Origin of the sequence: Streptomyces sp. NPDC091289 (genome assembly GCF_044757365.1) — a bacterium.
In the GTDB taxonomy this organism is placed as follows: domain Bacteria; phylum Actinomycetota; class Actinomycetes; order Streptomycetales; family Streptomycetaceae; genus Streptomyces.
Genome location: NZ_JBIVUT010000004.1, coordinates 193,634 through 217,762, shown reverse-complemented (window position 1 = coordinate 217,762; position 24,129 = coordinate 193,634). Strand labels below are relative to the sequence as shown.

At 72.3% G+C, this 24,129-nt stretch carries 25 protein-coding genes; 17 read left to right on the top strand and 8 right to left on the bottom strand.

Going from position 1 to position 24,129, the window contains the following annotated elements; translation table 11 throughout:
* Window positions 1–6: 6 nt before the first annotated feature.
* A complete protein-coding gene (locus ACIQPT_RS06850; RefSeq protein WP_401153361.1) occupies window positions 7–951 on the bottom strand; it encodes a carbon-nitrogen hydrolase in 945 nt (314 codons plus the stop codon).
* Window positions 952–1,178: 227 nt separating this feature from the next.
* On the opposite strand from ACIQPT_RS06850, the gene ACIQPT_RS06845 reads away from it, so the two are divergent.
* Window positions 1,179–2,201: a LacI family DNA-binding transcriptional regulator gene (locus ACIQPT_RS06845; protein ID WP_401153359.1), complete on the top strand. Its 1,023-nt coding sequence runs from the start codon at window positions 1,179–1,181 to the stop codon at window positions 2,199–2,201.
* Window positions 2,202–2,241: 40 nt separating this feature from the next.
* Here the strand turns inward: ACIQPT_RS06845 and ACIQPT_RS06840 are convergent, their stop codons facing one another.
* From ACIQPT_RS06840 to ACIQPT_RS06830, 3 genes are all read right to left on the bottom strand, one after another.
* Entirely contained in the window at window positions 2,242–2,412 is a 171-nt protein-coding gene (locus ACIQPT_RS06840) for a hypothetical protein (RefSeq protein WP_401153358.1), read from the bottom strand.
* Between the two features lie 285 nt (window positions 2,413–2,697).
* Window positions 2,698–3,789 carry a sensor histidine kinase gene (locus ACIQPT_RS06835; RefSeq protein WP_401153356.1) on the bottom strand — a complete coding sequence of 364 codons (1,092 nt, stop codon included), beginning with the start codon at window positions 3,787–3,789 and terminating at the stop codon, window positions 2,698–2,700.
* Between the two features lie 92 nt (window positions 3,790–3,881).
* On the bottom strand, window positions 3,882–4,532 hold the full coding sequence (locus ACIQPT_RS06830) for a response regulator (protein ID WP_401153355.1): 651 nt from the start codon (window positions 4,530–4,532) through the stop codon (window positions 3,882–3,884).
* A 414-nt stretch (window positions 4,533–4,946) separates the two neighbouring features.
* On the opposite strand from ACIQPT_RS06830, the gene ACIQPT_RS06825 reads away from it, so the two are divergent.
* The 9 genes from ACIQPT_RS06825 (at window position 4,947) to ACIQPT_RS06785 (ending at window position 12,584) form a co-directional block, all read left to right on the top strand.
* Window positions 4,947–6,233 (top strand): ATP-binding protein, encoded by a 1,287-nt coding sequence (locus ACIQPT_RS06825; protein ID WP_401153353.1) that lies wholly within the window; start codon window positions 4,947–4,949, stop codon window positions 6,231–6,233.
* Window positions 6,230–6,634: a roadblock/LC7 domain-containing protein gene (locus ACIQPT_RS06820; protein ID WP_384336039.1), complete on the top strand. Its 405-nt coding sequence runs from the start codon at window positions 6,230–6,232 to the stop codon at window positions 6,632–6,634. Before ACIQPT_RS06825 ends, ACIQPT_RS06820 begins: the two co-directional genes overlap by 4 nt.
* On the top strand, window positions 6,631–7,005 hold the full coding sequence (locus ACIQPT_RS06815) for a DUF742 domain-containing protein (protein WP_103509648.1): 375 nt from the start codon (window positions 6,631–6,633) through the stop codon (window positions 7,003–7,005). The genes ACIQPT_RS06820 and ACIQPT_RS06815 overlap by 4 nt, the downstream gene beginning before the upstream one ends.
* A complete protein-coding gene (locus tag ACIQPT_RS06810; RefSeq protein ID WP_401153351.1) occupies window positions 6,980–7,570 on the top strand; it encodes a GTP-binding protein in 591 nt (196 codons plus the stop codon). The genes ACIQPT_RS06815 and ACIQPT_RS06810 overlap by 26 nt, the downstream gene beginning before the upstream one ends.
* 110 nt (window positions 7,571–7,680) lie before the next feature.
* Complete coding sequence (locus ACIQPT_RS06805; protein WP_401153349.1) at window positions 7,681–9,090, top strand: cytochrome P450; 1,410 nt, start codon at window positions 7,681–7,683, stop codon at window positions 9,088–9,090.
* Between the two features lie 269 nt (window positions 9,091–9,359).
* Complete coding sequence (locus ACIQPT_RS06800) at window positions 9,360–10,487, top strand: cytochrome P450 (RefSeq protein ID WP_401153553.1); 1,128 nt, start codon at window positions 9,360–9,362, stop codon at window positions 10,485–10,487.
* Entirely contained in the window at window positions 10,484–11,335 is an 852-nt protein-coding gene (locus tag ACIQPT_RS06795; RefSeq protein ID WP_401153348.1) for an enoyl-CoA hydratase/isomerase family protein, read from the top strand. The genes ACIQPT_RS06800 and ACIQPT_RS06795 overlap by 4 nt, the downstream gene beginning before the upstream one ends.
* A 24-nt stretch (window positions 11,336–11,359) precedes the next feature.
* Entirely contained in the window at window positions 11,360–12,322 is a 963-nt protein-coding gene (locus ACIQPT_RS06790; RefSeq protein WP_401153347.1) for a TerC family protein, read from the top strand.
* Window positions 12,323–12,383: 61 nt separating this feature from the next.
* Window positions 12,384–12,584 carry a hypothetical protein gene (locus ACIQPT_RS06785; RefSeq protein WP_401153345.1) on the top strand — a complete coding sequence of 67 codons (201 nt, stop codon included), beginning with the start codon at window positions 12,384–12,386 and terminating at the stop codon, window positions 12,582–12,584.
* A 24-nt stretch (window positions 12,585–12,608) separates the two neighbouring features.
* Here ACIQPT_RS06785 and ACIQPT_RS06780 read toward each other — a convergent pair whose 3' ends face one another.
* Complete coding sequence (locus ACIQPT_RS06780; RefSeq protein WP_401153344.1) at window positions 12,609–13,202, bottom strand: GNAT family N-acetyltransferase; 594 nt, start codon at window positions 13,200–13,202, stop codon at window positions 12,609–12,611.
* A 183-nt stretch (window positions 13,203–13,385) separates the two neighbouring features.
* Between ACIQPT_RS06780 and ACIQPT_RS06775 the strand changes: the two genes are divergently transcribed.
* The 5 genes from ACIQPT_RS06775 to ACIQPT_RS06755 all read left to right on the top strand — a co-directional run bounded on the left by ACIQPT_RS06775 (window position 13,386) and on the right by ACIQPT_RS06755 (window position 18,235).
* The gene (locus ACIQPT_RS06775) at window positions 13,386–14,189 is read left to right on the top strand and encodes a VOC family protein (protein WP_401153342.1); all 804 of its coding nucleotides are present in this window, start codon (window positions 13,386–13,388) and stop codon (window positions 14,187–14,189) included.
* 204 nt (window positions 14,190–14,393) lie between these two features.
* Window positions 14,394–14,789, top strand: coding sequence for a molybdopterin-binding protein (locus ACIQPT_RS06770; protein ID WP_401153341.1), 396 nt, complete (start codon window positions 14,394–14,396; stop codon window positions 14,787–14,789).
* Window positions 14,790–14,895: 106 nt separating this feature from the next.
* Entirely contained in the window at window positions 14,896–15,717 is an 822-nt protein-coding gene (gene modA / locus ACIQPT_RS06765) for a molybdate ABC transporter substrate-binding protein (RefSeq protein ID WP_401153339.1), read from the top strand.
* 79 nt (window positions 15,718–15,796) lie between these two features.
* A complete protein-coding gene (locus ACIQPT_RS06760) occupies window positions 15,797–17,758 on the top strand; it encodes an ABC transporter permease (RefSeq protein WP_401153338.1) in 1,962 nt (653 codons plus the stop codon).
* A 111-nt stretch (window positions 17,759–17,869) separates the two neighbouring features.
* Window positions 17,870–18,235, top strand: a complete 366-nt coding sequence (locus ACIQPT_RS06755) for a PH domain-containing protein (RefSeq protein WP_401153337.1) — start codon at window positions 17,870–17,872, stop codon at window positions 18,233–18,235.
* Window positions 18,236–18,254: 19 nt separating this feature from the next.
* On the opposite strand, the gene ACIQPT_RS06750 is transcribed toward ACIQPT_RS06755, so the two are convergent.
* Window positions 18,255–19,025, bottom strand: coding sequence for a peptidoglycan recognition protein (locus tag ACIQPT_RS06750; RefSeq protein ID WP_401153336.1), 771 nt, complete (start codon window positions 19,023–19,025; stop codon window positions 18,255–18,257).
* A 193-nt stretch (window positions 19,026–19,218) separates the two neighbouring features.
* Here ACIQPT_RS06750 and ACIQPT_RS06745 point away from each other — a divergent pair, with 193 nt between their 5' ends.
* Together ACIQPT_RS06745 and ACIQPT_RS06740 are read left to right on the top strand one after the other, a co-directional pair.
* Window positions 19,219–20,721 (top strand): APC family permease, encoded by a 1,503-nt coding sequence (locus tag ACIQPT_RS06745; RefSeq protein ID WP_401153334.1) that lies wholly within the window; start codon window positions 19,219–19,221, stop codon window positions 20,719–20,721.
* Window position 20,722: 1 nt separating this feature from the next.
* Window positions 20,723–21,151: a universal stress protein gene (locus ACIQPT_RS06740; RefSeq protein WP_401153333.1), complete on the top strand. Its 429-nt coding sequence runs from the start codon at window positions 20,723–20,725 to the stop codon at window positions 21,149–21,151.
* A 47-nt stretch (window positions 21,152–21,198) separates the two neighbouring features.
* On the opposite strand, the gene ACIQPT_RS06735 is transcribed toward ACIQPT_RS06740, so the two are convergent.
* Window positions 21,199–22,425: a cation:proton antiporter gene (locus tag ACIQPT_RS06735; protein ID WP_401153331.1), complete on the bottom strand. Its 1,227-nt coding sequence runs from the start codon at window positions 22,423–22,425 to the stop codon at window positions 21,199–21,201.
* Window positions 22,426–22,501: 76 nt separating this feature from the next.
* Window positions 22,502–24,031, bottom strand: a complete 1,530-nt coding sequence (locus ACIQPT_RS06730) for an alpha/beta hydrolase (protein WP_401153330.1) — start codon at window positions 24,029–24,031, stop codon at window positions 22,502–22,504.
* Window positions 24,032–24,129 lie beyond the last annotated feature (98 nt).

Here is a 24,129-nt window from a genome sequence, read left to right as displayed (position 1 = left end):
CCTCTCTCAGCGGGTTTCGGTGAGCGGGGCGTACGCGTCGGGGCGGCGGGTGGTCAGGAACGGGAACAGCTCCAGCCAGTCGCGGCGGGCGTCGAGGTCGAGGTCGGCGACCAGGACGGCGGGTTCGTCGCGGGGGGCCTGGGCCAGGACGCGGCCGTACGGGTCCACGATGAAGGAGCTGCCGTAGAAGGTGAGGCCGTTCTCGGCGCCGATGCGGTTCGGCACGATCATGAAGGTGGCGTTGGCGATGGCGTTGCCGGTGATCACCTTCTGCCAGAGCGGCTGGGAGTCGAAGCCGGGGAAGCCGGGCTCGGAGCCGATGGCGGTCGGGTAGACGAGGACGTCGGCCCCGGCGAGGGAGTAGGCGCGGGCGAGCTCCGGGAACCACTGGTCCCAGCAGGTCGGCAGGCCGAAGCGGGCCTCGTCGACCGTGACCAGCGGGAAGGCGTCGTCGCCCGCCGGTCCGGCGCGGAACCAGTCGTCCTCGTAGTACCCCTCGGTGACCGGGATGTGGGTCTTGCGGGTGCGCTGGGCGAGGGTGCCGTCGGGGGCGACGAGGATCGCCGTGTTGTAGCCGAGGCCGTCGTCCTCGCCGCCGGGCGCCGGAGCCTTCTCGTACAGCGAGGCGTGCACGTACACCCCGTGCTCGCGGGCGGCCTCGGCGGCGAACGTGAAGGTGGGGCCGGTCAGCAGCTCCTCCGGTCCGGCGGGCTCGGGGTGGTCGGCGCGGCGGACGACGGCGAAGTACGGCGAGAGCGTCAGCTCCTGGAGGCAGACCACCCGGGCGCCCTCCGCCGCGGCGATCCGGATGCCCTCCAGCAGGGCGGCGCGGTGCTCGGCCGGGTCGCGGTGCCAGCGCTGCTGGACGGCCGCGACGCGCAGGGGGGCGCGGTCGGCGGGGCGGGTCCGGGTCGGGGAGGCGGGCGGGTTGTACGCGGTGATCAGACGCATGACCAGTTCCAGTTCCAGGGGCGTGGGGAGGAGGACGGGGGAGGACGGAGGAGGACGTGGGGCGGGGACAGGGGGGACACGGAAGGCGGGGTGATGCGGAAGACGGGGTGACGCGAACGACTGCCGGAACGTTCCGGCAACGGATCGAATCTAACCCTGCCGGAACGTTCCGGCAACCCTCCGGCCCGCACGGCCGCCGACATCGCGACCGCCTAGACTTCACCCCCGTGACCTCCCCGACCGTGACCCTGCTCGACGTGGCCCGCGCCGCCGGCGTCTCCAAGAGCACCGTGTCCGACGCGCTCCAGGGCTCGGGCCGGGTCGCCGCAGCGACCCGGGACCGGGTCCGCGCGGTGGCGGAGGAGCTCGGCTACCGCCCCAACAGCGCCGCCCGGCGGCTGCGCCGCGCCAGCACCGGGGCCGTCGGGCTGCACCTGCCGGGAACCGCGACCCGGCTGGACTACTACATGAACCTCGCCTTCGGGGCGGTCGAGCGCGCCCAGGAGGACGGGCTCGACGTGGTGCTGCTCGCGCCCTCGGGGGCGTCGGGCGGGCGGATCGCCTCGCGCGTCGACGGGCTGCTGGTGATCGACCCCGAGGTCGGCGACAGCGCGGTGCCGGGGCTGCTCGACGCGGGCGTCCCGGTGGTGACCGGCGAGCGCTACCTCGGCCCGGCCACCGGCCCCAGCGGCGCCGTGGTCTGCGACAACGCCGCCTCGCTGACCGCCCTCCTCGACCATGTCACCGAGCGTGGAGCCCGCCGCCCCGCGCTCCTGGCCCCGTCCGGCTCCTCCGCCTGGGCGACCGCGTTGCGCGCGACGGCCCGGTCATGGGGCCTGGCCCACGGGGTGGAGGTGACCGTACGCACGGTGCCGTTCGCGGCGACTCCGGGCGAGGTCGAGGAGACCACCCGGGCACTGCTCACCGCGGACCCCGCCGTCGACGCCGTGATCTGTGCCCCCGACGGCTCCGCCCCGGGCGTCCTGCGCGCGGCGGCGGCCCTGGGCTGGGAGGTCGGCGGCAGCGGGAAGAGCGGGAGTGCCCTGCTCGTCGCGTCCTGCGTCGACGGCACCGCCACCCGGGCCGCCGACCCCCCGGTCACCGCCGTCGACCTGCGCCCCGCCGCGTACGGCCGCGCCTGCGCCGAGCTGCTCTGCGACATCCTCGCGGACCGCGCCACCCCCGACACGGTCCGCCGTCACGCCTGGTCCCTGGAGACCCGCGCCTCGACCGCCGGGTCGCACGGCTGAACAGCCGCGCACCGCGGGCCGGCCCACGCGGCCGGTCGGCCTACTTCTGCATGGTCTTCCGCGCGGTGACATTGACGCCCGCGAGCATCACCGCGAGCAGAAGCGGAACCACGACGCCGGTCGGACTGTCCCCGAAGAGCGGCGCGATCAGCGCGAGCACCAGCAGAATGGCCACCGGGGCCCAGCGAAGGGCTTCCTTCTTCTTTCCCATGACGGTCTCCTCCGCACGAAAGGAGCCCCCCGGCCCCCTCGTACTCGACGGCGTTTCCGTTCCCGTTCCTGTTTCCGTTCCCGCACAACATGCGCTGGTCAGGCGCGCCATGATCCTAGCTTTCCCAGGTAAATAGCAGCAAGCGGCAATGGATTTAAGGGAGATCCGTCCGAATTATCCAGCCATTCGACGGGGGCACCCCCCGCCGGTCGGCGGGGGCCGGGATACCGGATCTCCTCCTGGAGAAGGACCGCACGAGCCGTTTCCGTGGGTGCGGACACACCCTCAGAAGGTCTGCCGGGAAGGGAAGACCGCCCGGATCCGGAATCCGCCGTCCGGCTCGGGCCCGGAGTGGAACGTGCCGCCGAGCAGATGCGCCCGCTCACGCAGACCGATCAGGCCGTGGCCGCCGCCGGGCAGGTCGAGGGAGGCGGTGGAGCCACCGGCGGCTGCGGTGTTGCGGACGTCGACCCGGAGACCGCCGTCCAGGGGCTGGACCCGTATGTCCACCTCGGCGCCGGGGGCGTGCTTGGTCACGTTGGTGAGGGCTTCCTGGACCGTGCGGTAGGCGGCCCGCTCCACCGCCTGGGGCCAGTGGCCGGGGCTGTCCGGGGCGGCGAGCGTGACGCGCAGACCGCAGTCGCGGACCAGCGCGGGCAGGTCCGCGAGGCTGGGCTGCGGGTCGAGGCCGGGCGCGGAGACACCGGCCGCGCGCAGGACGCCCACCATGTGCTGGAGCTCGGTGAGGGTCTTCACCGAGAGCTCGCGGACGATCCCGGCGGTCGCCCGTACGGTGGCCGTGTCCGGTTCGCCGACCTGGAGCGCCCCGGCCTGCAGGCTGATGAGGCTGACCTGGTGAGCGACGACGTCGTGCATCTCCCGCGCCAGCCAGGCCCGTTCGGTGGACAGGGTCCTCTCGGCCAGGAGCCGGTGCTCGCGCTCCCGGCCCTCCGCGAGCTCCCGCTGCCGTTCGCGGCGCACCCGGGACGTGCGTCCCAGGACCAGCGCCCCCGCGGCCAGGACGCAGGAGTCCATCGCCACGATCAGGGTCTCCCGGTCCACCGCGAGCTCCGGCAGATCCGTGACCGGGTGGGGCAGGAACTGCGCGAGGGCGACCGCGACGGCCCCCACGACCCCGCCGACGACATTGCGGCGGCGGTCGGCGAGGCAGTACAGCGCGATCAGCGGGGCGAACGCGAGGTGTCCGATGTACATCCCGGGCAGGCCGACGAGCAGCACCACCTCGGGACAGCGCCGCCGCAGCACCAGCGCGCCCGCCGCGGCGAGCGCGACCCAGAGACCGGGTCCCGGCTCGTAGCCGTTGACGAGGAGCCCGTCGGCCACGGCGATCCCGACCGGCACGGCCGCCCGTCCCACGGCCCGCCTCCGACGGGAGGAGAAGCGGGAGGTGAAACGGGAGGTGAAACGGTGAGTGAAGCGGGAGGTGAAAGAGAAACTGCGGACGTCCTTCACGACGCTCCGTCGATCAGACCCGCCCGGTCCGCGAGCACCGCCGCCTGGACCCGGTTGACCCCGCCCAGCTTGGACAGCACCGCGCTGACGTGGTCCTTGACCGTGCCGTGGGACAGCCGCAGCTCACGGGCGATCTCCCGGTTGGACAGGCCCGCGCCGACCAGGGCCAGCACCTGGCCCTCCCGGCCGGTCAGGGCCCCCGTACGGGCGGCCGCACCGGTGTCCCGGCCCCCGGCGAGATAGCCCTCGACCACCGGGCCCACCGCCTCGGGCGCCAGGATCCGGCCACCGGCGGCCAGCACGCGGACCGCGTGGACGAGCTGCTCCGGGGCCGTGTTCTTCATCAGTAAACCGGCCGCCCCCGAGCGCAGCGCGTCGTCGATGTAGTGGCCCGCGTCGAAGGTGGTCAGCATCGCCACGGCGGGCGGCGCCGTCAGCGCGCCCACCCGCCGCAGCACGGTCAGCCCGTCGACCTCGGGCATCCGGATGTCGAGCAGCAGGACGTCGGGGCGTGCTTCCCGTACGCGATCGACGGCGTCCACCCCGTCGCAGCAGGCGACCACGTCGATGTCCGGGGCCGCGCCCAAGATCAATTTCAGCCCGGACCGGACCAGCTGCTCGTCGTCCACGACGGCAACCCGAATCACGATGCGCCCCTTCACCCGGCCGACCAGGAATCACCGAAGAGTACGGCAGGGGCGGGGAGCGCCCCACGGGGGCCGAACAGAAATCGGAACGTTGAATTCCGTACCTTCTGAGCCGTCGGGCCGCACCAGCGACGGCGGGACGCCGTCCGCCACGTCTCCTCAATGTGAACATCCTGCGTCGAGTGGCAACTGGCGTGGCGGCCTTGACATTTCGGCGCGCGGCCGGTGATAAGATCATCTTACTTCCAGTGGGCTGATGGCGTATGGGGGCATTCCGGGAGGAATGAATTCCTCGGCCCCACCTTCGGAGGGGCACCTCCCGAAGCGGCGCACGGTCGTGGCGAACGAGCCCTGGCTGCGTGCCGCCTGACGGGGTGTCAAGCCGTTTCCGCCATGGCACTTGAAGTGAGTCTCATGACATTTTCACAGGGCCCCGTCATCTGGGCGCTGGTTGTCGTAGCGCTGGTCGCCGTGGGTGCCGTTCTGCGGGCTCGCGCGACCAACGTCAAGCTGCGCAGACACAACAACGACCTGCGCGGCGAGCGCGACGCGCTCCTGCACCAACGGGACGAACTCCACGTCGTCCACAACGGTCTGCTCCAGCGTCAGTCCGCCGAGCTCGCGGAGGTCCGCAAGGACGCCGAGGAGGAGACGAAGGCCGTCCTCAAGGCCGCCGTCCGCACCCTCCAGGGCCTCGCCGACGAGCAGCAGGTCGTGATCGAGAAGGCCCAGCGCAAGTACGGCGACGATCCCGGCATCCTCGCCGACCTGATGGCCATGGACCACGCCAACAGCCAGTTCGGCCGGCGCGCCCAGGGCATCGCCGTGCTCTGCGGCGGCTGGCTCGGCCGGCGCGAGACCGTGGCCTCCGTCTTCGACGTGGCCCGCAGCGCCCAGGGCCGTATCCGGCACTTCGACCGGGTCCGGGTCAACGGCCAGGTGAACTTCTCGGTCGTCAGCCGGGCGGTGGAGCCCGTCGCCGTGGTCCTCGCCGAGCTGCTCGCCAACGCCACGAACTACTCCGCCCCCGGCACCCCGGTGGAGATCAACATCCAGGCCGTGCCGACGGGCGTCTGCCTCATCGTCGACGACGCCGGTCTCGGCATGGGCCAGGAGGAGAAGGACCGCGCGGCGGCCCTCCTCTCCCCCCAGGCCGCGATCAGCGTCTCCAGCCTGGGCATCCCGCCGCAGTTCGGGTTCGCCGTCTCCGGGATGCTCGCCGCCCGTTACGGCTTCCGGGTCTCGGTGGACTCCGTTTCCCCCTATGGAGGCGTACGCGCGGTGGTCCTCATCCCCGACGAACTGCTCACCACCGAGGTGCCGCCGGCCGCCGCGGCGCCCGCCGAGGCGCCCGACACGGCCGCCACCCACCAGCAGGCCCAGCCGGTCCAGCAGGCCCAGCCGGTCCAGCAGATCCAGCCGGTCCCGCGGGCGGACCAGTGGCAGGCGCCGGCCCCGGCGCCCACCCCGCTCTTCCCGCCCACCCCGCAGCCGGACACCGCCACCCAGCCGCTGGCCCAGATCACCACCGCCGGGGGGCTGCCGAAGCGTCGTCGCAAGAGCCCGGTCTCCGCGGTGCCCTCGGCCGAACCGCAGCCCGTGCGCAGCAACGAGGAGACCGCCTCCCGACTCGGCGCGTTCCAGCGCGGCACCCGGTCCGGACGCGACACGACGACGACGGAAGGACCCGAGTTCCAGTGAACCCCGATCTGTCCTGGGTGCTCAACGACCTGCTCCAGGTACCCGGCGCCCGGCACGCGATCCTGGTGTCCGCCGACGGCCTGCTGCTCGCCAACTCCAGCGAGATCGGCCGGGACGACGCGGAGACCGTCGCCGCGGCCATGAGCTCCATGCAGTCCCTCAGCCGAGCCGTCGCCCCCTTCATCGGGACCCGCAACCCGGGCCGCTGGCGGCAGACGCTCCTGGAGTACGAGGACGGCTGGATCTTCCTGATCGCCGCCGGCACCGGCGCCTACCTCGCCGCCACCGCCGCCGCCGACGTGGACATGGAGGCGATGTCCTTCCGGATGCAGCAGCAGGTCACCGCGCTGGGGAAGGCGATGACCACGCCGCCCCGCCAGAACGCCGGCAGCGAGATATGACGGCGCCGGGCGAGGAGCAGCAGGTCAGCAGCGGGTTCGTCCGGTCCTATGTCATCACCGGCGGACGGGGGCTGCCCGACGCGGAGGATCTCTCCCTCGTCACGCTGGTCACCCTCGCCCCCGAGAGCCAGCCGCCGCCGAACCCCGGCCCCGAGGTCAAGGCGATCTGGGAGCTGTGCTCCGGCGGCTATCTGTCGGTGGCCGAGGTCGCCGGTCACCTCGGCCTGCCGGTCGGGGTGGCCCGTCTCCTGCTCCAGGACTTAAACCAGCAGGGACACCTGCTGCGCCGGAAGGCGCCGCCGCCGGCCCAGCTCGTTGACAGGAAGATCCTCGAAGAGGTGTTGCATGGACTCCAAGTCCGGTTCGGCTGAGAGCATCTATGTGCCGGACGCGGTGCAGCGCGCGGCGAAGATCCTCGTCGTCGGGCACTTCGCCGTGGGCAAGACGACCCTGATCGGCACACTGTCCGAGATCACCCCGCTGCGCACCGAGGAGCGGATGACCCAGGCCGCCGCCCAGGTCGACGATCTGCGCGGGGCGCCCGACAAGAAGACGACGACGGTCGCCCTGGACTTCGGTCGGCTGACCCTCAGCGACGAGCTGGTGCTCTACCTGTTCGGTACGCCGGGGCAGCAGCGGTTCGTGGAGCTGTGGGAGGACATGGCGCGCGGTTCGCTGGGCGCGCTGCTCCTGGTCGACCCGGCGCGGCTCGCCGACACGTTCCCCGTGATCGACCTGGTCGAGACGTACGGGCTGGAGTACGCGGTCGCCGTCAACAGCTTCGACCCGTACTCGCAGCACGCCGAGGACGAACTGCGCGAGGCGCTCGACCTGCTGCCGGACACCCCGGTCGTCTTCTGCGACGCCCGGGACCAGAAGTCCTCCGCACAGGCCCTGATCACCCTGGTCCGCCACCTGCTGGCGCACGCGGCCTGACCCACGCGGCCTGACGCACGCGGCCCGAGGCACACGGTCCGCCGCACCCAGAAACGTATACCGAAGCCGGGGCCGTTACCGGGCCCCGCGATCACACCGAGGAAGCCGACATGGACCCGTCGCCGGGAGCCACCCCGTACAGCGCCCCCGCCGGGTGCCCCATGCACCAGCAGCAGACGTCGCTGTACGGACCGGAGTTCGCCGCCGATCCGCACCGCTTCTACGACGCGGCACGGGCGCACGGCCCCGCCGCGCCCATCGAGCTGGCCCCCGGCGTGGACGCCACGCTGATCGTGCAGCACGAGGCGGCGCTGCGGGTGCTGCAGAACCCGGCGCTGTTCGCCCGGGACTCGCGGCGCTGGGCCGCGCTGCGCGAGGGCGCCGTGCCGATGGACAGCCCGGTGCTGCCGATGATGGTGTACCGGCCCAACTGCCTGTTCACCGACGGCGCGGAGCACCTGCGGCTGCGCAAGGCGGTCACCGAGTCGCTGGCCCGGCTCAACAGCAGCCGGCTCAGCCGGGACGTCGAGCGGATCGCCGACTATCTCATCGACCAGTTCATCGAGCGCGGCACCGCCGACCTGCTCAACGAGTACGCCAAGCTCCTGCCGCTGCTGCTGTTCAACCAGCTCTTCGGCTGCCCCGGCGACATCGGCGACCGGCTGACCCGCTCGATGTCCGCCATCTTCGACGGCGAGGACGTACTCCGCGCCAACACCGAGCTGACCGAGTGCCTGATGGAGCTGGTCGCCATCAAGCGCCGCCAGCCCGGTGAGGACATCACCTCCTGGCTGATCCAGCACCCGGCGGGGCTGCGGGACGAGGAGCTGAAGGACCAGCTGGTCATGCTGATGGGCGCGGGCGTGGAGCCGGAGCGCAACCTGATCGGCAACGCGCTGCTGCTGATGCTCGCCGGAGACCAGCCGGGCGGGCCCGAGCGGCGCGGTTCGGGGCTGCTCGTCGAGGACGCCCTGGACGACGTCCTGTGGAACAACCCGCCGATCGCCAACTACGCGACGCACTACCCGGTACGGGACATCGAGCTGGACGGGGTGGTGCTGAAGGCGGAGACCCCGGTCCTCATCAGCTTCGCCGCCGCGAACAGCGACCCGGGGCTCACCGACGCCCGCCAGACCCTGAGCAAGGGCGCCCATCTGGCCTGGGGCGCGGGCCCGCACGTGTGCCCGGCCAAGTCGCCCGCCACGCTGATCGCGCTGACCGCGATCGAGAAGATCCTCAACACCGTCCCGGACCTCGCCCTGGCCGTGCCCGCATCGGGTGTGGCCTGGCGGCCCGGCCCCTTCCACCGGGCCCTGGTCGCGCTGCCCGTCCGGTTCACCCCGACCGCCGCGCGGCGTGCGGCGAGCGGCGTGCAGACCCCGGACCGGACGTCGGCCCAGCTGCCCGACCCGTACCGGAACGCCCCCGCCACAACGCCCGTGACGCACCGTCACGAATCCGAGGCCGGCAAGAAGCAGAAGGGCTGGTGGAGTTCGTTCCTCGACGTCTTCCGCGTATGACTCACAGCCCGACAATTCGCATATGACAACGGGCATTTGTGACGATTGCATGTGACGGGGGCAACAGAGATCGATGCTTGGCGCAGATATCCGGAGGGGTAGGTTCAGGTCGGTAACCATGGGCCTAGGTCAAGGAACTCTGCGTGAGCATCACAGGCGGTACTGGCAGGACACCCGACGGTCGGCGCGCGGTCATCGGGCTGCTCCGCCGGCTCAATACACCTGAAGGACAGGCCGATCCGTACGGGATACTCGCGGAGCTGCGGACGATGGGTGACGTCGTCCGCGCTCCGTGGAACGGGTACTTCGTCACCGGCTTCGACGCCTGCAGCCAGGTGCTCCGGGGCCGCAACTGGCTCGCCCCGGACCTCGCCTGGCAGGAGCGGCAGGACGACTCCAAGCAGTGGGACGCGATCGCGACCCGGGAGATGACCACCACGCTCGCCCGGCTCAACGCCCCCGAGCACACCTGCCAGCGCCGCTCGCTGGGCAATCTCTTCGACCGCTCCACCATCGAACGCCTCACCCCCGACGTCGAGCGCGACGCCGACCGGCTGCTGGACGAGCTGGCGGAGAAGCTCCGCTGGGGCGAGGCGGACTTCGTCTCCACCGTCAGCGAGCAGCTGCCGATCAGCACCGTCGGCGCCTGGCTGGGGATCCCGCCCGAGGACTATCCGACGATCCTGGAGATCACCCACAACCAGGTGTTCGCCCAGGAGCTGCTCCCCACCAAGTCGCAGCTCGCCGTCTCCGCCGAGGCGACCGTGCGGCTGCGCGCCTACTTCACCGAGCTGGTCGCCCGCCGCCGGGCGGAGCCCCGCCACGATGTGCTGACCGGCTGGATCCACACCTGGGACGCGATGGAGCCGGACCGGGAGCAGGCGGACGAGATCCTCTACCGGCTCACCATGTTCGTCACCATCGCCTCGCTGGAGACCACCGCGACGCTGCTCTCCTCGATGACCGCCCTGCTGACCGACCCCGCCCGGTGGGCGTGGCTGCGGGAGCACCCGGAGCACATCGACGCGGCCGTCGACGAGGCGCTGCGCTACGACCCGCCCATCCACATCAACACCCGGATCGCCGCCGAGGACACCGTCCTGGCCGGGGTCCCGATCAAGAAGGACAGCATGATCCACGTCCTGTACGGAGCCGCCAACCACGATCCGCGGCGGAATCCGGACCCGGGCGCCTTCGACATCCTGCGTGGCGGGAGCCACCTCACCTTCGGCGGCGGGGTGCACTACTGCCTGGGCGCGGCGCTGGCCAAGCTGGAGGCGCGGACGCTGCTGGCGCGGATGCTGGACCGTTTCCCCACCCTGCACGCCGTCTCGCCGCCGGTCTACGCGCCCCGGATGGTCTTCAGACGGATCACCTCGCTGGGCGTGGCCCTGTGAAGCTCTCGCTGCCCGACTTCCTGACGGCGGGCGACCGCTCCGATGACCGGCCCGACGCCCCCGCGCCGACGCCGACGCCGACGGTACGCACCCGGCGCGAGGGCCCCGTCCTGTACGTGGAGCTGAACGCGCCGGAGTCCGGCAACGCGGTGACCGAGGCGATGCTCGACGAGCTGCTGGACATCGTCGCCGTCCCGGACCCGGAGGTGCGGGTCCTGGTGCTCAGCGCCGCCGGGGACGACTTCTGCCTGGGCGGCGACCGCGCCGAGTTCGCCGACTGGCTGGAGGAGGACCCGGGCGGCCGGGGCATCCGGGTCGCCGGGGAGAAGGCCCGCCGGGTCTGCGAGGCGATCTCCGGCGGCCGGGCGGTGACCATCGCCCGGGTGCAGGGCAAGGCGGTCGGCGCCGGGTTCGCCCTGGCCCTGGCCTGCGATCTGCGGGTCGGCGCGGAGAACGCTTCCTTCCGGCTGCCGGAGCTGGCGCTCGGGCTGCCGACCGCCTGGGGCGGGCTGCTGCCCCGGCTGATCCACGAGGTGGGCGCGGCCCGGGTCCGTGAGCTGATCCTGACGGGCCGGTCCTTCGGCGCCGCCGAGGCCTGCGAGCTGTCCGTGCTCCAGCGGGTGGTGCCCGAGGCGGAGCTGGACGACGCGGTCGCCGCCTGGGCGAAGCCGGTGGTCCGCCGCCCGGAGGCCGCGCTGCGGGTCACCAAGGCGCTGCTGAACTCCTACGCCGCCGCCACCCGGCTGGCCGACCCCTCGTTCCTCGACGCGGAGCTGATGGCCTCGGTCGCGGCCGCCACCCGGCGCACTCCGGCGGGCGGCGCCAGGACGGGCGGGTCACACTCGTAAAAACCCGAGTGGGAGGTCTCCGGCGTGGACGTACCGGTGTGGCTCTGGATCGTGTTCGCCGTGACCGTCGTCGTCTCGCTGACGATCGACCTCCTGGCGCACCGCAAGGCACATGTCATCGGCTTCAAGGAGGCCGGACTGTGGAGCGCGCTGTGGGTCGGCCTCGCGCTGATCTTCGGCGCGGTCGTCTTCCTGACCCTCGGGGCGACCGCCGGGACGGAGTACACCACCGCCTGGCTGCTGGAGAAGAGCCTGTCGGTCGACAACCTCTTCGTCTTCGCGCTGATCTTCGCCTATTTCAAGGTGCCCCGGGAGTATCAGCACCGGGTGCTCTTCTTCGGCGTCATCGGCGCGCTGGTGTTCCGCGCGATCTTCCTGACGGCCGGCGTCGCGGTGGTCAACCGCTTCACGTTCGTGCTGTTCCTCTTCGCCGCGATCCTTTTCTACAGCAGCTATAAAATCCTCAGCGGCCAGGAGGAGAATTTCGACCCGGGCAAGAGCTTCGCGGTGCGGCTGCTGCGAAAGATCATGCCGGTCCAGGACGACTATTCCGGCACGCATTTCGTCGTCCACAAGGAGGGGCGGCGGGTCGCCACCCCGCTGCTCGCGGTGGTCGCCGCGATCGAGGCGGCCGACCTCATCTTCGCGGTCGACAGCGTGCCGGCGGTGCTCGCGGTCAGCGACGACCTGTTCATCGTCTACACCAGCAACGCCTTCGCGATCCTGGGGCTGCGGGCCCTGTACTTCCTGCTGGCGGGGCTGCTGGACCGGTTCCACTACCTGAGCCACGGCCTGGCGATCATCCTCGCCTTCATCGCGGTCAAGCTCATTCTCCAGGCCTGCCACAAGATGATCAGCACCTCGATCCCGGAGATTCCCTCGCCGATCAGCCTGGCGGTGATCGTCGTCATCCTGGCGGTTTCGGTGACGCTGAGCGTGCGCCGTCCGCCGAAGAGCGACCAAGCGGGCCACGACACGTCGGAGTAAAGCAGAGGAAAAGCAAAGGGCAAGACTTTCCAAAGTCTTCCGCCCCGCCTATCGTGAGTAAATGGACAGCAAAAAGCGTGACCTTCATCAGCGGGCCGCTTTCATGTGCCCGACCTGCAAGCAGCCCGTCCCCTCCGAGATCCACCGCCACAAGTCCCTCGGGATCTTCGTCCCGGTATGGCGCGCGGGCCCCTGCGAGAACCCCGACTGTGCGGAGTACGCCGCCGAGGCACGGCCCGCCCGGCACCGGTCCCGGGGGTGACCCGGGCAGCCCGGGCGAGCCCCCTCAGCCCGCGGCCAGGCGCGCGGTGAGACGCGCCTTCACCGCGGGCCACTCGTCGGCCAGCAGCGAGAAGTAGACGCTGTCCCGCCAGGTCCCGTCCGGCCGCCGCCGGTGCCGCCGGAGCACCCCCTCGCGCCGCGCCCCGAGCCGGGCGATGGCCGCCTGCGAGCGCTCGTTGAGATGGTCGGTCTTCAGCTGGACGCGCCCCATGCCCAGCTCCTCGAAGGCGTGCGTCAGCAGCAGGAGCTTCGTCTCGCTGTTCACCGCCGAGCGCCAGTGGGCGCGCCCGTACCAGGTCCAGCCGATCTCCAGGCGCTCGTCGTGCACCACGACGTCCATGTACGTGGTCCAGCCGACGGCCCGCCCGCTCGCGCGGTGCACGACGGCGAACGGCACGTACCCCGGGTCCCCGAGCACCCGCTCCATCCGGCCGCGCAGCTCCTCGTGGGTCCGCGGCGCCGGACCGCCCTGCCAGCGCCACACCTCCTCGTCGCCGCCTCCCGCGGCGAAGAGGTCGTCGAGATGGCCGACGGTCAGCGGGACGAGTTCGACGTGCCGGCCGGTCAGCGTCACGGGCCGAGGGGGAAGTGCGGTCATGACGGTGATCCTAACCCCTTCACGCTTTCGCACTAGCGCACACAGGTTATGCACTAGTACGTAACTGGCTCCTGGTCGTCCGACGCGCGGACCCGCCCCCGGCTGACTAGCGTTGGTCCTGCGGGTGGGAGCCCGTACGGGGCGGGGCCGACGACAGGGACTCCAGGGAAGGACCGGCGCACCATGGCTGTACAACCCGAGGGCACCCCGTGCTGGGCGGACGCCATGTTCGCCGACATCGAGGGCGCCAAGAGCTTCTACGAAGACGTGCTCGGCTGGACGTTCGGTGAGAGCTGGCCGGAGTTCGGCAACTACACCCAGGCGTACGTGGACGGCAAGGCGGCCGCCGCCGTCTCCCCGCCCATGCCGGGTGCCGAAGGGGCCCCGGCGGCGTGGTGCCTGTACCTCGCGTCGCCGGACGCCGCCGCGAGCGCCGCGAAGGTCCGCGAACACGGCGGCGAGGTCCTGATGGAGCCCATGCAGGTCGGCGAGTTCGGCACGATGGTGCTGGCCCGCGACCCCGGCGGGGCCGTGTTCGGCATCTGGCAGTCGAACACCCACGAGGGGTTCGAGACGACGATGGGCGAGCCCGGCGGGTACTGCTGGGGCGAGGTCTTCACCCGGGACCCGAAGGCGGTCGACGCGTTCTACCCCGCGGTCTTCTCGTACACCTCGCAGAAGATCGACGACGCGTCGATGGACTTCTCCGTGTTCGACGTCCAGGGGCAGACGGTCCTCGGCCGGATGGCGATGGGCGACGACTTCCCGCCCGATCTGCCCTCGTTCCTGAACGTGTACTTCGCCGTGCCGGACTGCGACGCGGCGGTGGCGAAGGCGACCGAGCGCGGCGGGGTGCTGCGCTACGGGCCGATGGACAGCCCGTTCGGCCGGTTCGCGGCGCTCAGCGACCCGCAGGGCGCCTCGTTCGCCGTGATCGACGTGACCACCACCGAGGGCGAGATGCCGACGATGACCCCGGCGACCTGACCTGACCTGGCTTGACCCGACCTGGCTTGACCTGACCGACCGACCGGCCCCGCCCCGGGGCCGACCGTTCCCACGGGCCGCGACCGGAGAACCGGCGCGGCCCGTTCGCGTGCCCCGTACATTCCTCCGAGACCTCTCGCATCTGCGATGGATCATCGTCCAGAGAATGGCAGATGCCAGGCTGATTGCTCTAGCGTGTCGCACATGCAGTCCTACACAATCGGCCAGGCAGCACGACTTCTCGGGGTCAGCCCCGACACCGCCCGCCGCTGGGCGGATGCCGGCCGGGTCGCGACCCATCGCGACGAGGCCGGCCGGCGTCTGATCGACGGCCGTGCGCTGGCCGCCTTCTCGATCGAGGTCGGCCAGGGCGCGGGCGGCGAGGACGAGACCCCGTACACCTCGGCCCGCAACGCGTTCCCGGGCATCGTCACCGCGGTGAAACTCGGCGACGTCGCGGCCCAGGTCGAGATCCAGGCCGGTCCGCACCGGCTCGTCTCGCTCCTGACCCGGGAAGCGGTGGAGGAGCTGGGCCTGGAGGTCGGCATGCAGGCGACCGCCCGGGTGAAGTCGACCAGCGTGCACATCGACCGCACCTGAGCGCGCACCCCGGGCCGCCTCTGCCGCCGTAGCGCAGCCCCCGTTTCGCAGCCCCGCCCGCCCGGCGCCCGCCGGTCGCGCACGCATCCAAGGAGCCTCCACCCTCATGTCCCCGCTGATCAACCGCCGCCGTGCGGCCGCCGCCGTCCTGACCACCGCCCTCCTGATCCCGCTCGCCGCCTGCGGCGACGACTCCGGAGCCGACAAGGCCAAGGACAAGGACAGCGGCTCGCAGGCCACCTCCTCCGCCTCGGGCGCCCCGAAGGCCGACCTGACCGTGCTGGCCGCCGCCTCGCTGACGGACGTCTTCAAGGAGGCCGGAGCCGCCTACGAGAAGGAGAACCCGGGCACGAAGGTCACGTTCTCCTTCGCGGGCTCCCAGGAGCTGGCCGCCCAGGTCAAGCAGGGCGCCCCCGCCGACGCCCTGGTCACCGCCGACACCAAGACGATGGACGGCCTCACCGGAGAGACCGGCGCCCCCACCGTCATCGCCAAGAACCGCCTGGTCATCGCCGTCGGCGAGGGCAACCCGGAGAAGGTCGAGAACCTCAAGGACCTCTCCGACTCCAAGCTGAAGGTCGTCCTGGCCGCCCCCGAGGTGCCGGTGGGCCGCTACAGCAAGGAGATCCTCGACGCGCAGAAGATCGAGGTGAAGCCGGTCTCCCAGGAGCCCAACGTCCGCGCGGTCCTCAGCAAGGTCGAACTGGGCGAGGCGGACGCCGGGCTCGTCTACAAGACCGACGCCGCGACCGCCACCGACAAGGTCGACGCGATCGACATCCCGGACGCGGAGAACGCCGTCGCCTCCTACCCGGCCGCCACGCTGAAGGGCTCCAAGCACAGCGAGGCCGCCGCCGCGTTCGTCGCCTGGCTCTCCACCCCCGCCGCACAGAAGATCCTCCAGGGCGCGGGCTTCCAGCAGCCGTAACCGCACCGCTCCCGGCAGGCCCGTACCGTCCGACGGGCCTGCCGGGCCCCGCACTTCGAGCCGCCCGACGAGGTCACCCATGAAACGCCCGGCACTCCGCCGTACGCCCGGGGCCCGCGCCCCGCTCCTGCTGACGGTGCCCGCCCTGCTGGCCGTGGCGTTCCTGATGCTGCCGCTCGTCGGCATCCTGGTCCGCACCTCCTGGGGCGAGATCGGCGCGCACCTCACCGCCGAGGCCACCACCCAGGCGCTGCGGCTCTCCCTGGTGGTCTCGCTCTGGTCGCTGGGGCTCTCGCTGCTGTTCGGGGTGCCGCTGGCCTGGCTGCTGGCCCGGGTGCCGTTCCCCGGCAAGGCGTTCGTCCGCTCGCTGGTCCTGCTGCCGATGGTCCTGCCGCCCACGGTCGGCGGTGTCGCGCTGCTGCTGGCGTTCGGGCGGCGCGGGCTGCTCGGCCCCTGGCTGGAGGACACCTTCGGCATCACGCTCCCCTTCCACACCTCGGGGGCCGTGCTCGCGGCGACGTTCGTGGCGATGCCGTTCCTGATCATCTCGCTGGAGGGCGCGCTCGGCGGACTGCGCCCCCGGTACGAGGAGACCGCCGCGTCCCTGGGCGCCTCGCCGGTACGGGTGTTCCTCACCGTGACCCTGCCGATGGTCGCCCCCGGGCTGATCGCCGGAGCCGCCCTGACCTGGGCGCGGGCGCTCGGCGAGTTCGGCGCGACCATCACCTTCGCCGGGAACCTCCCCGGCACCACACAGACCCTGCCGCTCCAGGTCTATCTGCTGCTCCAGGACTCGCCGGAGGCCGCCACCTCCGTGTCGCTGCTGCTCCTGGCCATCGCGATGATCGTGCTGATCGCGCTGCGCGGCCGGTGGACCGGCACCCCGGGCGACCACCGCGACCTCGCGAGCCGGGCGCCGGCGGACCGCCCGGAGGACCCGGCGGGCACGGCCCAGGACCCTCTCCCCGAGCCGCCCCCGGACCTCCTGAAGAAGACCGCCCCGGAACCCTGGCCGCTGCACGCGGACGTCACCGGCTTCACCCGCCTCACCCTCGACGCCCCGCCCGGCACCACCATCGCGGTGGTCGGCCCCAACGGCGCGGGCAAGACGACACTTCTGCGAGCCCTCCTCGGCCTCACCCCCCGCGCCCACGCGGAACTCCGCCTCGGCGACGACGACGTCACCGGCCTCCCCCCGCACCGCCGGGGCGTCGCCTGGGTGCCCCAGGACGGGGCGCTCTTCCCGCACCTGAGCGCGCTCACCAACACGGCGTACGGGCTCCGCGCCCACGGCGTGCCCCGCGCCGAGGCCCGGCGCGAGGCCCAGGGCTGGCTGGACCGGCTCGGGGTGGGGCACCTCGCCCACCGCAAGCCCGCCCAGCTCTCCGGCGGCCAGGCCCAACGCGTCGCCCTGGCCCGCGCGCTGGCCGCCCGCCCCCGCCTCCTGCTGCTGGACGAACCGCTCGCCGCCCTCGACCAGACCACCCGGGCCCGGGTGCGGCACACCCTGCGCGGGCACCTCGCGGACTTCGGCGGGGTCTGTCTGATCGTCACCCACGACCCGGTCGAGGCGGTCTCGCTGGCCGACCGGGTCCTGGTGCTGGAGGACGGCCGGGCCCTCCAGGACGAGCCGCCCGCCGAGGTCACCCGGCACCCGCGCTCGCCGTGGGTGGCCCGGATGCTGGGCCGCAACGCCTGGCCCGGCACCGCCACCGCCGACGGTCTGACGCTGGAGGGCGGCGGACACCTCGTGGTCGCCGAGCCCCTCCCGGCGGGCACGGACGCCCTCGCGGTCATCGCCCCGGAAGCCGTCTCCGTACACCGGGAGCGGCCCACCGGCTCCCCGCGCAACGTCTGGCCCGGCACGGTCCGCGAGATCACCTCGGGCGGCAGCCGGCTGCGGCTGCTGATCACCTCGGCGGAAGCCCCGGACCTGGTCGCGGAGATCACCCCGCAGGCCGCCGCCGAGCTGGGCATCGCCGACGGAACGGCCGTCTGGACCAGCGTGAAGGCCACGGAGGCGACGGTCGTCCCGCTCTGAGCCGGGGAGCCGGGTCCGGGCCGCGGGGGAACCATCACCCCCCGCCGACTCGTACTTCTGTACAGACGACGACGACCTTCCGTACGTACGACGACCGAGATACGGGGACCCATGGCACTGTTCGGCAACGCCCACACGATCAAGCCCGCCACCGCCCAGCAGGACTACGCCCGGCTCCTCGGGCAGGGCGAGCAGGTGCACGCCGCGTTCCTGCTGATCCGCGACACCATCCTGTTCACGGACCGGCGGCTGATCCTCGTCGACAAGCAGGGCATCACCGGCAAGAAGGTGGAGTACCACTCCGTCCCGTACCGCAGCATCACGCACTTCTCCGTGGAGACGGCCGGGACGTTCGACCTCGACGCCGAGCTGAAGATCTGGATCTCGGGCGACGCGACCCCGCTGCAGAAGACGTTCACCAAGGGCGTCGACATCTACGAGGTGCAGGCGATACTCACGCAGTTCGTCGCCCGCTAGACGGCCACGGCCGGGCCGGTCAGAACGACGGTCGCAGCCGGGCCGCCGCCGAGTGCCCGGGGGCGGCGGCGCGCAGCTTCGCGGCGCGCTCCCGCAGCGCGGGCAGCAGGTCGTAGAGCGCGTCGCCGGGGCAGCGGGTCTCGAAGCTGTCGCGGTGTCCGGAGATGACGTGCAGCCGGGCCACCTGCCCCTCGTCGAAGCGGCTCTCGTCGTTCGTCGAGACCAGGTCGACCATGCCCAGCGGATCCGCCCCGGGCCGCAGCTTCCAGGCGGCGAGCTTCACCAGCGCGTCCATCATCGGCTTCGGCACCTCGACCCCCGCGCCGAAGTTCCCGATCGCCGCGATGCCGACCGTGTCGGTGTTGAACCCCTTGGTGTGCGCGCCGAGCACGGAGCGGCCGACGCCGCCCGCGCGGCCCTCGTAGATGGTGCCGCAGCGGTCGACGAGGAAGTTGTAGCCGATGTCGTCCCAGCCGTCCTGCCGGATGTGGTCGCGCTGCACGGCGCGGATCAGGTCGGGGGCGTCCGCGCAGTCGTAGTCGTTGGGGTTGCCGGTGTGGTGCACGAACACCGCCCGCGCCGGGGCCGTGTAGTGCGGCCCCTCCCGGACCAGGTCCTCGTCCGCGCCCCAGTCCCGGCGGCCGACGACGGCCGGCTGCGGCAGTCCGCGCGGCGGGCGGGGTCCGGTGGCCAGCTCCGTCCGGGGCCCGTGGAACGCCGGGCCGTCCCCGAACACCAGGAGGGCCAGGGGCAGGACCAGAACGCCCAGGAGGAGTCGGCGGGACCACATGGACTCCACCCTGCGCCCCTGCCTCCGCCTTCGCAGAGGAGCGGGCCGATCGGGTGACGCCCCACCGCACCCACCGCAGCGCGCTCACCGGCAGGGGCGATTCGCCCGTAATGCGGGTATCGCCGGGTCTCCCTACGATGAGATCCGGATCATCGCCCGCTCCCGGCGGGGGTGCCCGGCGGAGCGAGGAAACATGTCCCACGACCGTGTGCGGGACGAACCGGACGTCGGCCTCAAGCCGAACGCGATCGGGTTCGTGGACGCCCTTGTCATCGGTCTGAACGCGACCTCCCCGGCGTACTCGCTGGCCGCCGTCATCGGCCCGATCGTCGCCCTGGTGGGGATCTACGCCCCGGGCGTCATGTTCGCCTCGTTCGTGCCGATGCTGCTGATCGCCTCGGCGTTCTACTACCTGAACAAGGTCGACCAGGACTGCGGCACGACGTTCTCCTGGGTGACCCGGGCGATGGGCCCGTGGGCGGGCTGGCTGGGCGGCTGGGCGATCACCATGACCGGCGTCCTGGTGGTGGGCTCGCTGGCCGATGTGGCGGTGAGCTTCACGCTGCTGGCGGTGGGTCTGGACGGCTGGGTCGAGAACGACTTCGCGCGCCAGCTGCTCACCGTGCTCCTGATCATCGTGATGACCGGTCTCTGCGTCATCGGCACCGAGCTGTCGGCGAAGGTGCAGAACGTGCTGATCCTCCTCCAGATCGCGTTCCTGCTGGTCTTCGTCGTGGTGGCGCTCTACCGGGTGTACGCGGGCACGACCGGCTTCGACTCGATCGAACCGTCCATCGGCTGGCTGGACCCGTTCGGCGCCGGCGGGGCGGCGCTGACCGGCGGGCTGCTGCTCGGGGTGTTCATCTACTGGGGCTGGGAGTCCGCGGTCAACCTCACCGAGGAGACGGAGAACTCGGCGAGCGCCCCGGGCAAGGCGGGCCTGTGGTCCACCGTGGTGCTCCTGGTGACCTACCTGTCGGTCGCCATCGCGGTCGTCGCCTTCGCGGGGACGGCGTTCCTCGCGGAGAACGCGGGCGAGGAGGAGTTCATCTTCGCCCAGCTCGCCGGGGACGTCCTGGGCGGCTGGGACTGGATCCTGCTGCTGGCGGTGGCCACCTCCGCCATCGCCTCCACCCAGACCACGATCATCCCGGCGTCCCGGACCGCGCTGTCCATGGCCCGCCGTCAGGCGCTGCCGCGGCACTTCGGGCACATCAGCCCCCGGTTCCGTACCCCGGACGTCAGTACGTGGTGGGTCGCCGGCATCGCCATCGCCTGGTATCTGGTGGTCAACCAGATCAGCACGAACGCCCTCTTCGACTCCCTCACCGCGCTGTCCCTGCTGATCGCCTTCTACTACGCGCTCACCGGAGTGGCCTGCGCCGTCTACTACCGGCGTCATCTCACCGAGAGCGTGCGCAACTTCCTGCTCATCGGCCTCGGCCCGGTGGTCGGCGCCGGACTGCTGACCTGGCTGCTGGTCCGCTCGGTCATCGACATGTCCGACCCGGCCAACTCCTACAGCGGCACCTCCTGGTTCGGGCTCGGCCCGCCGCTCGTCATCGGCATCGTGATCTCCCTGGTCGGCGTGGTCCTGATGGTGGTGTGGCGGCTCCGGGACGCGGTGTTCTGGCAGGAGCGGCCGGGGGTCGCCGACCCGGACCTGGTGCACGCCCCCGCCCGGAAGGAGCGCTGAGATGCCGGTCGTCCTCGGTTACGACGAGTCCCCCGGCGCCGCCCGCGCCCTGCGCATCGCCATCGAGGTGGCGGCGGCGTACGGGGAGGGGCTGGTCCTCGTCTACGGGGCCGCCGCCCCCGGACTCCGCGACGGCGCGGAGTACCGCAGCCACTACGACGCGATCCGGCAGGCCGGCCGCACCGGTCTGGAGCACGCGCTCACGGCCGCCGAGGAGGCAGGCGTACCGGCGACCGTCGAGGTGCTGGACGAGAGCCCCGCACAGGCACTCCTGGACGCCGCCGAACGGCACGGCGCCCGGGTCATCGTGGTCGGCACCTGGGGCGAGAGCCCGATGCGCGGGGCCCTGCTGGGCTCGACCCCGCACAAGCTGCTGCACATGTCCAGGATCCCCGTGCTGTGCGTCCCCACGGAGGAGGGCACGCTCTAGAAGTCTCCAGAAGACTCCAGAAGTACGGACCCGGAAAGCGCGGAACCTCACCACGCCTCGCCGCTCTCCGCCGCACGGTCCGGGACGGTCCGGCCCCCGCCGTCCTCCCCGCGGCGCAGCAGCCGGAACGCCAGCAGCGGGAAGACCAGCACCGACACCATCGCGGCGGCGACCAGGGCGGCGGCCTCGCCCGCACCGATCACCTTCTCGTCCAGGCCGATCGCGGTGATCGCGACCACCAGCGGCAGACAGGTGGACGCGAACAGCCCGAGCGCGGCCCGGGGCGCGCGCCCGGTCAGGTCGCGCGGGGCCAGGAAATACGCCGGAACGCCGCGCACCAGCAGGAACAGCAGCAGGAAGACCGGCAGGAGCAGCAGCGGGCGCCCGTCGTCCAGGAGCGCGTCGAGGTCGAAGTCGATGCCCGTGACGATGTAGAAGAACGGCACGAGGAAGCCGAAGCCGATCGCCTCGACCCGCTCCAGGATCGCGTCGCTGCGCTCGGGCACCGCCCCCTGCAGGACGAGCCGGGTCAGCATGCCCGCGGCGAACGCGCCGAGCAGGGTGTCCAGGCCGAAGACATGGGCGAGCCCCAGCATCCCGACCAGCAGCAGCATCACGAAGCGGACGGCGAACTGGCCGCTGGAGTGCAGGGTCACGGCGATGATCCGGGCGAACCACGGCGGCCTGGGCCGCATCGCCCAGAACACCGCGCCCGCCGTGATGACGGCGAACACGGCCAGCACCACGCCCGCCGCACCGGGGCTGCGCCCGCTGAACAGCAGGGCCATCGCGATGATCGGCCCGAACTCCCCCACCGACCCGAACGCCATCGCCACCGACCCGAACCGCCCCTCGAGACGCCCCGAGTCCCGCAGGATCGGCAGCACCGCACCCAGCGCGGTGCTGGTCAGCGCGGTGCCGATGACCAGGCTCTTCGCCAGGTCCGCCCCGCTGAGCAGCAGCGCGACGCCGAGCCCGGCGGCGAACGAGAGCACCCAGGCCCCGCCGGCCCGGCGCAGCGTGTCGCCGCGGACCTCGGCGAACTTGATCTCGTACCCCGCCAGGAAGATCAGCATCGAGAGCCCGAGATCGGACAGGGTGTCGATGACCTGGTCGTGGTGGGCCCAGCCGAGCACATCGGGCCCGACCAGGACCCCGAGCACGATCTCGAAGATGACGACGGGGACGGGCAGCCACCGCCCGGTCGCGTAACCGAGCAGCGGGGCGAGAACCGCCAGGGCCATGATCAGGACGAGGGTGCCCGGGTACTCCATCGCTCGTGTATAGCAAGGAACGCCCCGGAATCAGCCGCTATGACACCCTCTGACCCTCCGGGTCCTGGGCCGCCGGTCAGTTCGGGCAGTGCGTGTCCCGGGCGGGGCGCTTCCCGGTCACCAGGAAGTCGGTGACCACCCGGTCGCCGCAGGCGTTGCCGTTGCCCAGGTACATCCCGTGACCGCCCTGCTCCACGGTGACCATCCTGGCCCGCTCGCCGAGCGCCGCCCGCATCTTCCGGGCCCCGGCCAGCGGGGTGGACGGGTCACGCAGACTCTGGATCATCAGGACGTTCGAGGGGCCCTCGCCGGTGATCCGGGTGGGCCTCGGCTCCTCGTCGTACGTCCAGAAGGCGCACGGCGTGATGTTCACGGGCATCCCGGCCGTCAGCGGATACCGCGCCCGGTCGGCGGCGACCCGGCGGGCGTACCCGGAGTCCGGCCCCGGCCAGCGCACGTCGTTGCAGACCACCGCCATCGTCAGCGTGGCGTCCTCGTCCGGCAGGGGCCCGGCCAGCTCCGGCGGAAGCACCGGGCGGCCCTCCGGGTCCCGGGCCGCCTTCATCAGCCGGGCCAGCGGGGCGAACGCCGCATCGCTGTAGAGGGCGTTCTGGAGCGCCTGCCGCAGCCGGTTCCCGGTCAGCGGGACGCCGGGCACGTCCGACTCCTTCGGCGCGCGGTCCAGCTCCCGGGCCAGCGCGAGGAACAACGGCTGTACGTCCCCGGCGCGCGGGGCCAGCCGCAGCCCCTCGGCGTCCCGGGCGGGGTCCGCCGCCCAGGCCGCGAAGTCGGGGAAGCGGTCGGCCGCGCCCGGGGCCATGTTCGCCAGCCAGCCGTACGCCACCCGCGCCGGGTCCGGGTCGCCGGTGCTGTCCAGGACCAGCCGGTCGACGCGGTCCCGGTGCTCCTGCGCGTACACCGCCCCGACGTAACTCCCGTACGAGGAACCCCAGACGGACACCTTCCGCTCGCCCAGCGCGGCGCGCAGCCGGTCGATGTCGCGGACCTGGTTCCGGGTGCTGAAGGACCGCACCTCCGGGCCCCCGTCGCGGGCGCAGAGCTCGGCGGTGCGGCGGGAGCGCTCGGTGTTCTCCGCGATGTTCTCCGCGGCCGAGCCGTCCGCCGCGGGCCAGGACCGCAGCGTCACCAGATGCCGGTCCGCCTCCGGGATCCCGCAGCCGGCCCGGGTGGAGCCGCCGACCCCGCGCGGGTCGAGGCTGACCAGGTCGTACGCCCCCTCGGTCGCGGCCCGCAGCGCCTCGCCCTTCTGCGCGAGGCGCTGCACCCCCGAACCGCCGGGGCCGCCGGGCAGCACCAGCAGGGTGCCGCGCCGGGCCTCCGGCCGGTCGGTGCGCAGCCGGGTGACCGCCACGTCGACGGTGCGTCCGCCGGGGGCGCGGTAGTCCAGGGGGACCCGGAGCGTCGCGCACTGCTGCCCGGCGGGGACGGGTGTGCCCGGGATCGGGGCGCAGGGCCCCCAGGCGAGCGGAGGTGTGGTTCCCGCCGGGCGGCTGTGCGCGACGGGCGCGCCGACGGCGGTCAGAGTCCCGGCCGCGGCGGCGGCGGAGACGGTCAGGAGCAAGGCTTTACGGGTCCAAGTCGTCATGGACACAGCCTTGTTGGGACGCGGCCCGCTGCCCATGCGGGCGCCCGGTGGACCGAACGGGGGACAGCCCCCGGCCCGTCCCCCGGGTCTTCCCCCGG

What these genes read in the sequence shown, in the direction of transcription:
- ACIQPT_RS06825 (WP_401153353.1), top strand. Translation starts at nt 4,947, where the DNA reads ATGACATTTTCACAGGGCCCCGTCATCTGGGCGCTGGTTGTCGTAGCG.
- ACIQPT_RS06755 (WP_401153337.1), top strand. Translation starts at nt 17,870, where the DNA reads ATGGCACTGTTCGGCAACGCCCACACGATCAAGCCCGCCACCGCCCAG.
- ACIQPT_RS06785 (WP_401153345.1), top strand. Translation starts at nt 12,384, where the DNA reads ATGGACAGCAAAAAGCGTGACCTTCATCAGCGGGCCGCTTTCATGTGC.
- ACIQPT_RS06775 (WP_401153342.1), top strand. Translation starts at nt 13,386, where the DNA reads ATGGCTGTACAACCCGAGGGCACCCCGTGCTGGGCGGACGCCATGTTC.
- ACIQPT_RS06800 (WP_401153553.1), top strand. Translation starts at nt 9,360, where the DNA reads ATGGGTGACGTCGTCCGCGCTCCGTGGAACGGGTACTTCGTCACCGGC.
- ACIQPT_RS06740 (WP_401153333.1), top strand. Translation starts at nt 20,723, where the DNA reads ATGCCGGTCGTCCTCGGTTACGACGAGTCCCCCGGCGCCGCCCGCGCC.
- ACIQPT_RS06805 (WP_401153349.1), top strand. Translation starts at nt 7,681, where the DNA reads ATGGACCCGTCGCCGGGAGCCACCCCGTACAGCGCCCCCGCCGGGTGC.
- ACIQPT_RS06760 (WP_401153338.1), top strand. Translation starts at nt 15,797, where the DNA reads ATGAAACGCCCGGCACTCCGCCGTACGCCCGGGGCCCGCGCCCCGCTC.
- ACIQPT_RS06730 (WP_401153330.1), bottom strand. Translation starts at nt 24,031, where the DNA reads ATGACGACTTGGACCCGTAAAGCCTTGCTCCTGACCGTCTCCGCCGCC.
- ACIQPT_RS06850 (WP_401153361.1), bottom strand. Translation starts at nt 951, where the DNA reads ATGCGTCTGATCACCGCGTACAACCCGCCCGCCTCCCCGACCCGGACC.
- ACIQPT_RS06735 (WP_401153331.1), bottom strand. Translation starts at nt 22,425, where the DNA reads ATGGAGTACCCGGGCACCCTCGTCCTGATCATGGCCCTGGCGGTTCTC.
- ACIQPT_RS06750 (WP_401153336.1), bottom strand. Translation starts at nt 19,025, where the DNA reads ATGTGGTCCCGCCGACTCCTCCTGGGCGTTCTGGTCCTGCCCCTGGCC.
- modA (WP_401153339.1), top strand. Translation starts at nt 14,896, where the DNA reads ATGTCCCCGCTGATCAACCGCCGCCGTGCGGCCGCCGCCGTCCTGACC.
- ACIQPT_RS06810 (WP_401153351.1), top strand. Translation starts at nt 6,980, where the DNA reads ATGGACTCCAAGTCCGGTTCGGCTGAGAGCATCTATGTGCCGGACGCG.
- ACIQPT_RS06780 (WP_401153344.1), bottom strand. Translation starts at nt 13,202, where the DNA reads ATGACCGCACTTCCCCCTCGGCCCGTGACGCTGACCGGCCGGCACGTC.
- ACIQPT_RS06840 (WP_401153358.1), bottom strand. Translation starts at nt 2,412, where the DNA reads ATGGGAAAGAAGAAGGAAGCCCTTCGCTGGGCCCCGGTGGCCATTCTG.
- ACIQPT_RS06770 (WP_401153341.1), top strand. Translation starts at nt 14,394, where the DNA reads ATGCAGTCCTACACAATCGGCCAGGCAGCACGACTTCTCGGGGTCAGC.
- ACIQPT_RS06815 (WP_103509648.1), top strand. Translation starts at nt 6,631, where the DNA reads ATGACGGCGCCGGGCGAGGAGCAGCAGGTCAGCAGCGGGTTCGTCCGG.
- ACIQPT_RS06745 (WP_401153334.1), top strand. Translation starts at nt 19,219, where the DNA reads ATGTCCCACGACCGTGTGCGGGACGAACCGGACGTCGGCCTCAAGCCG.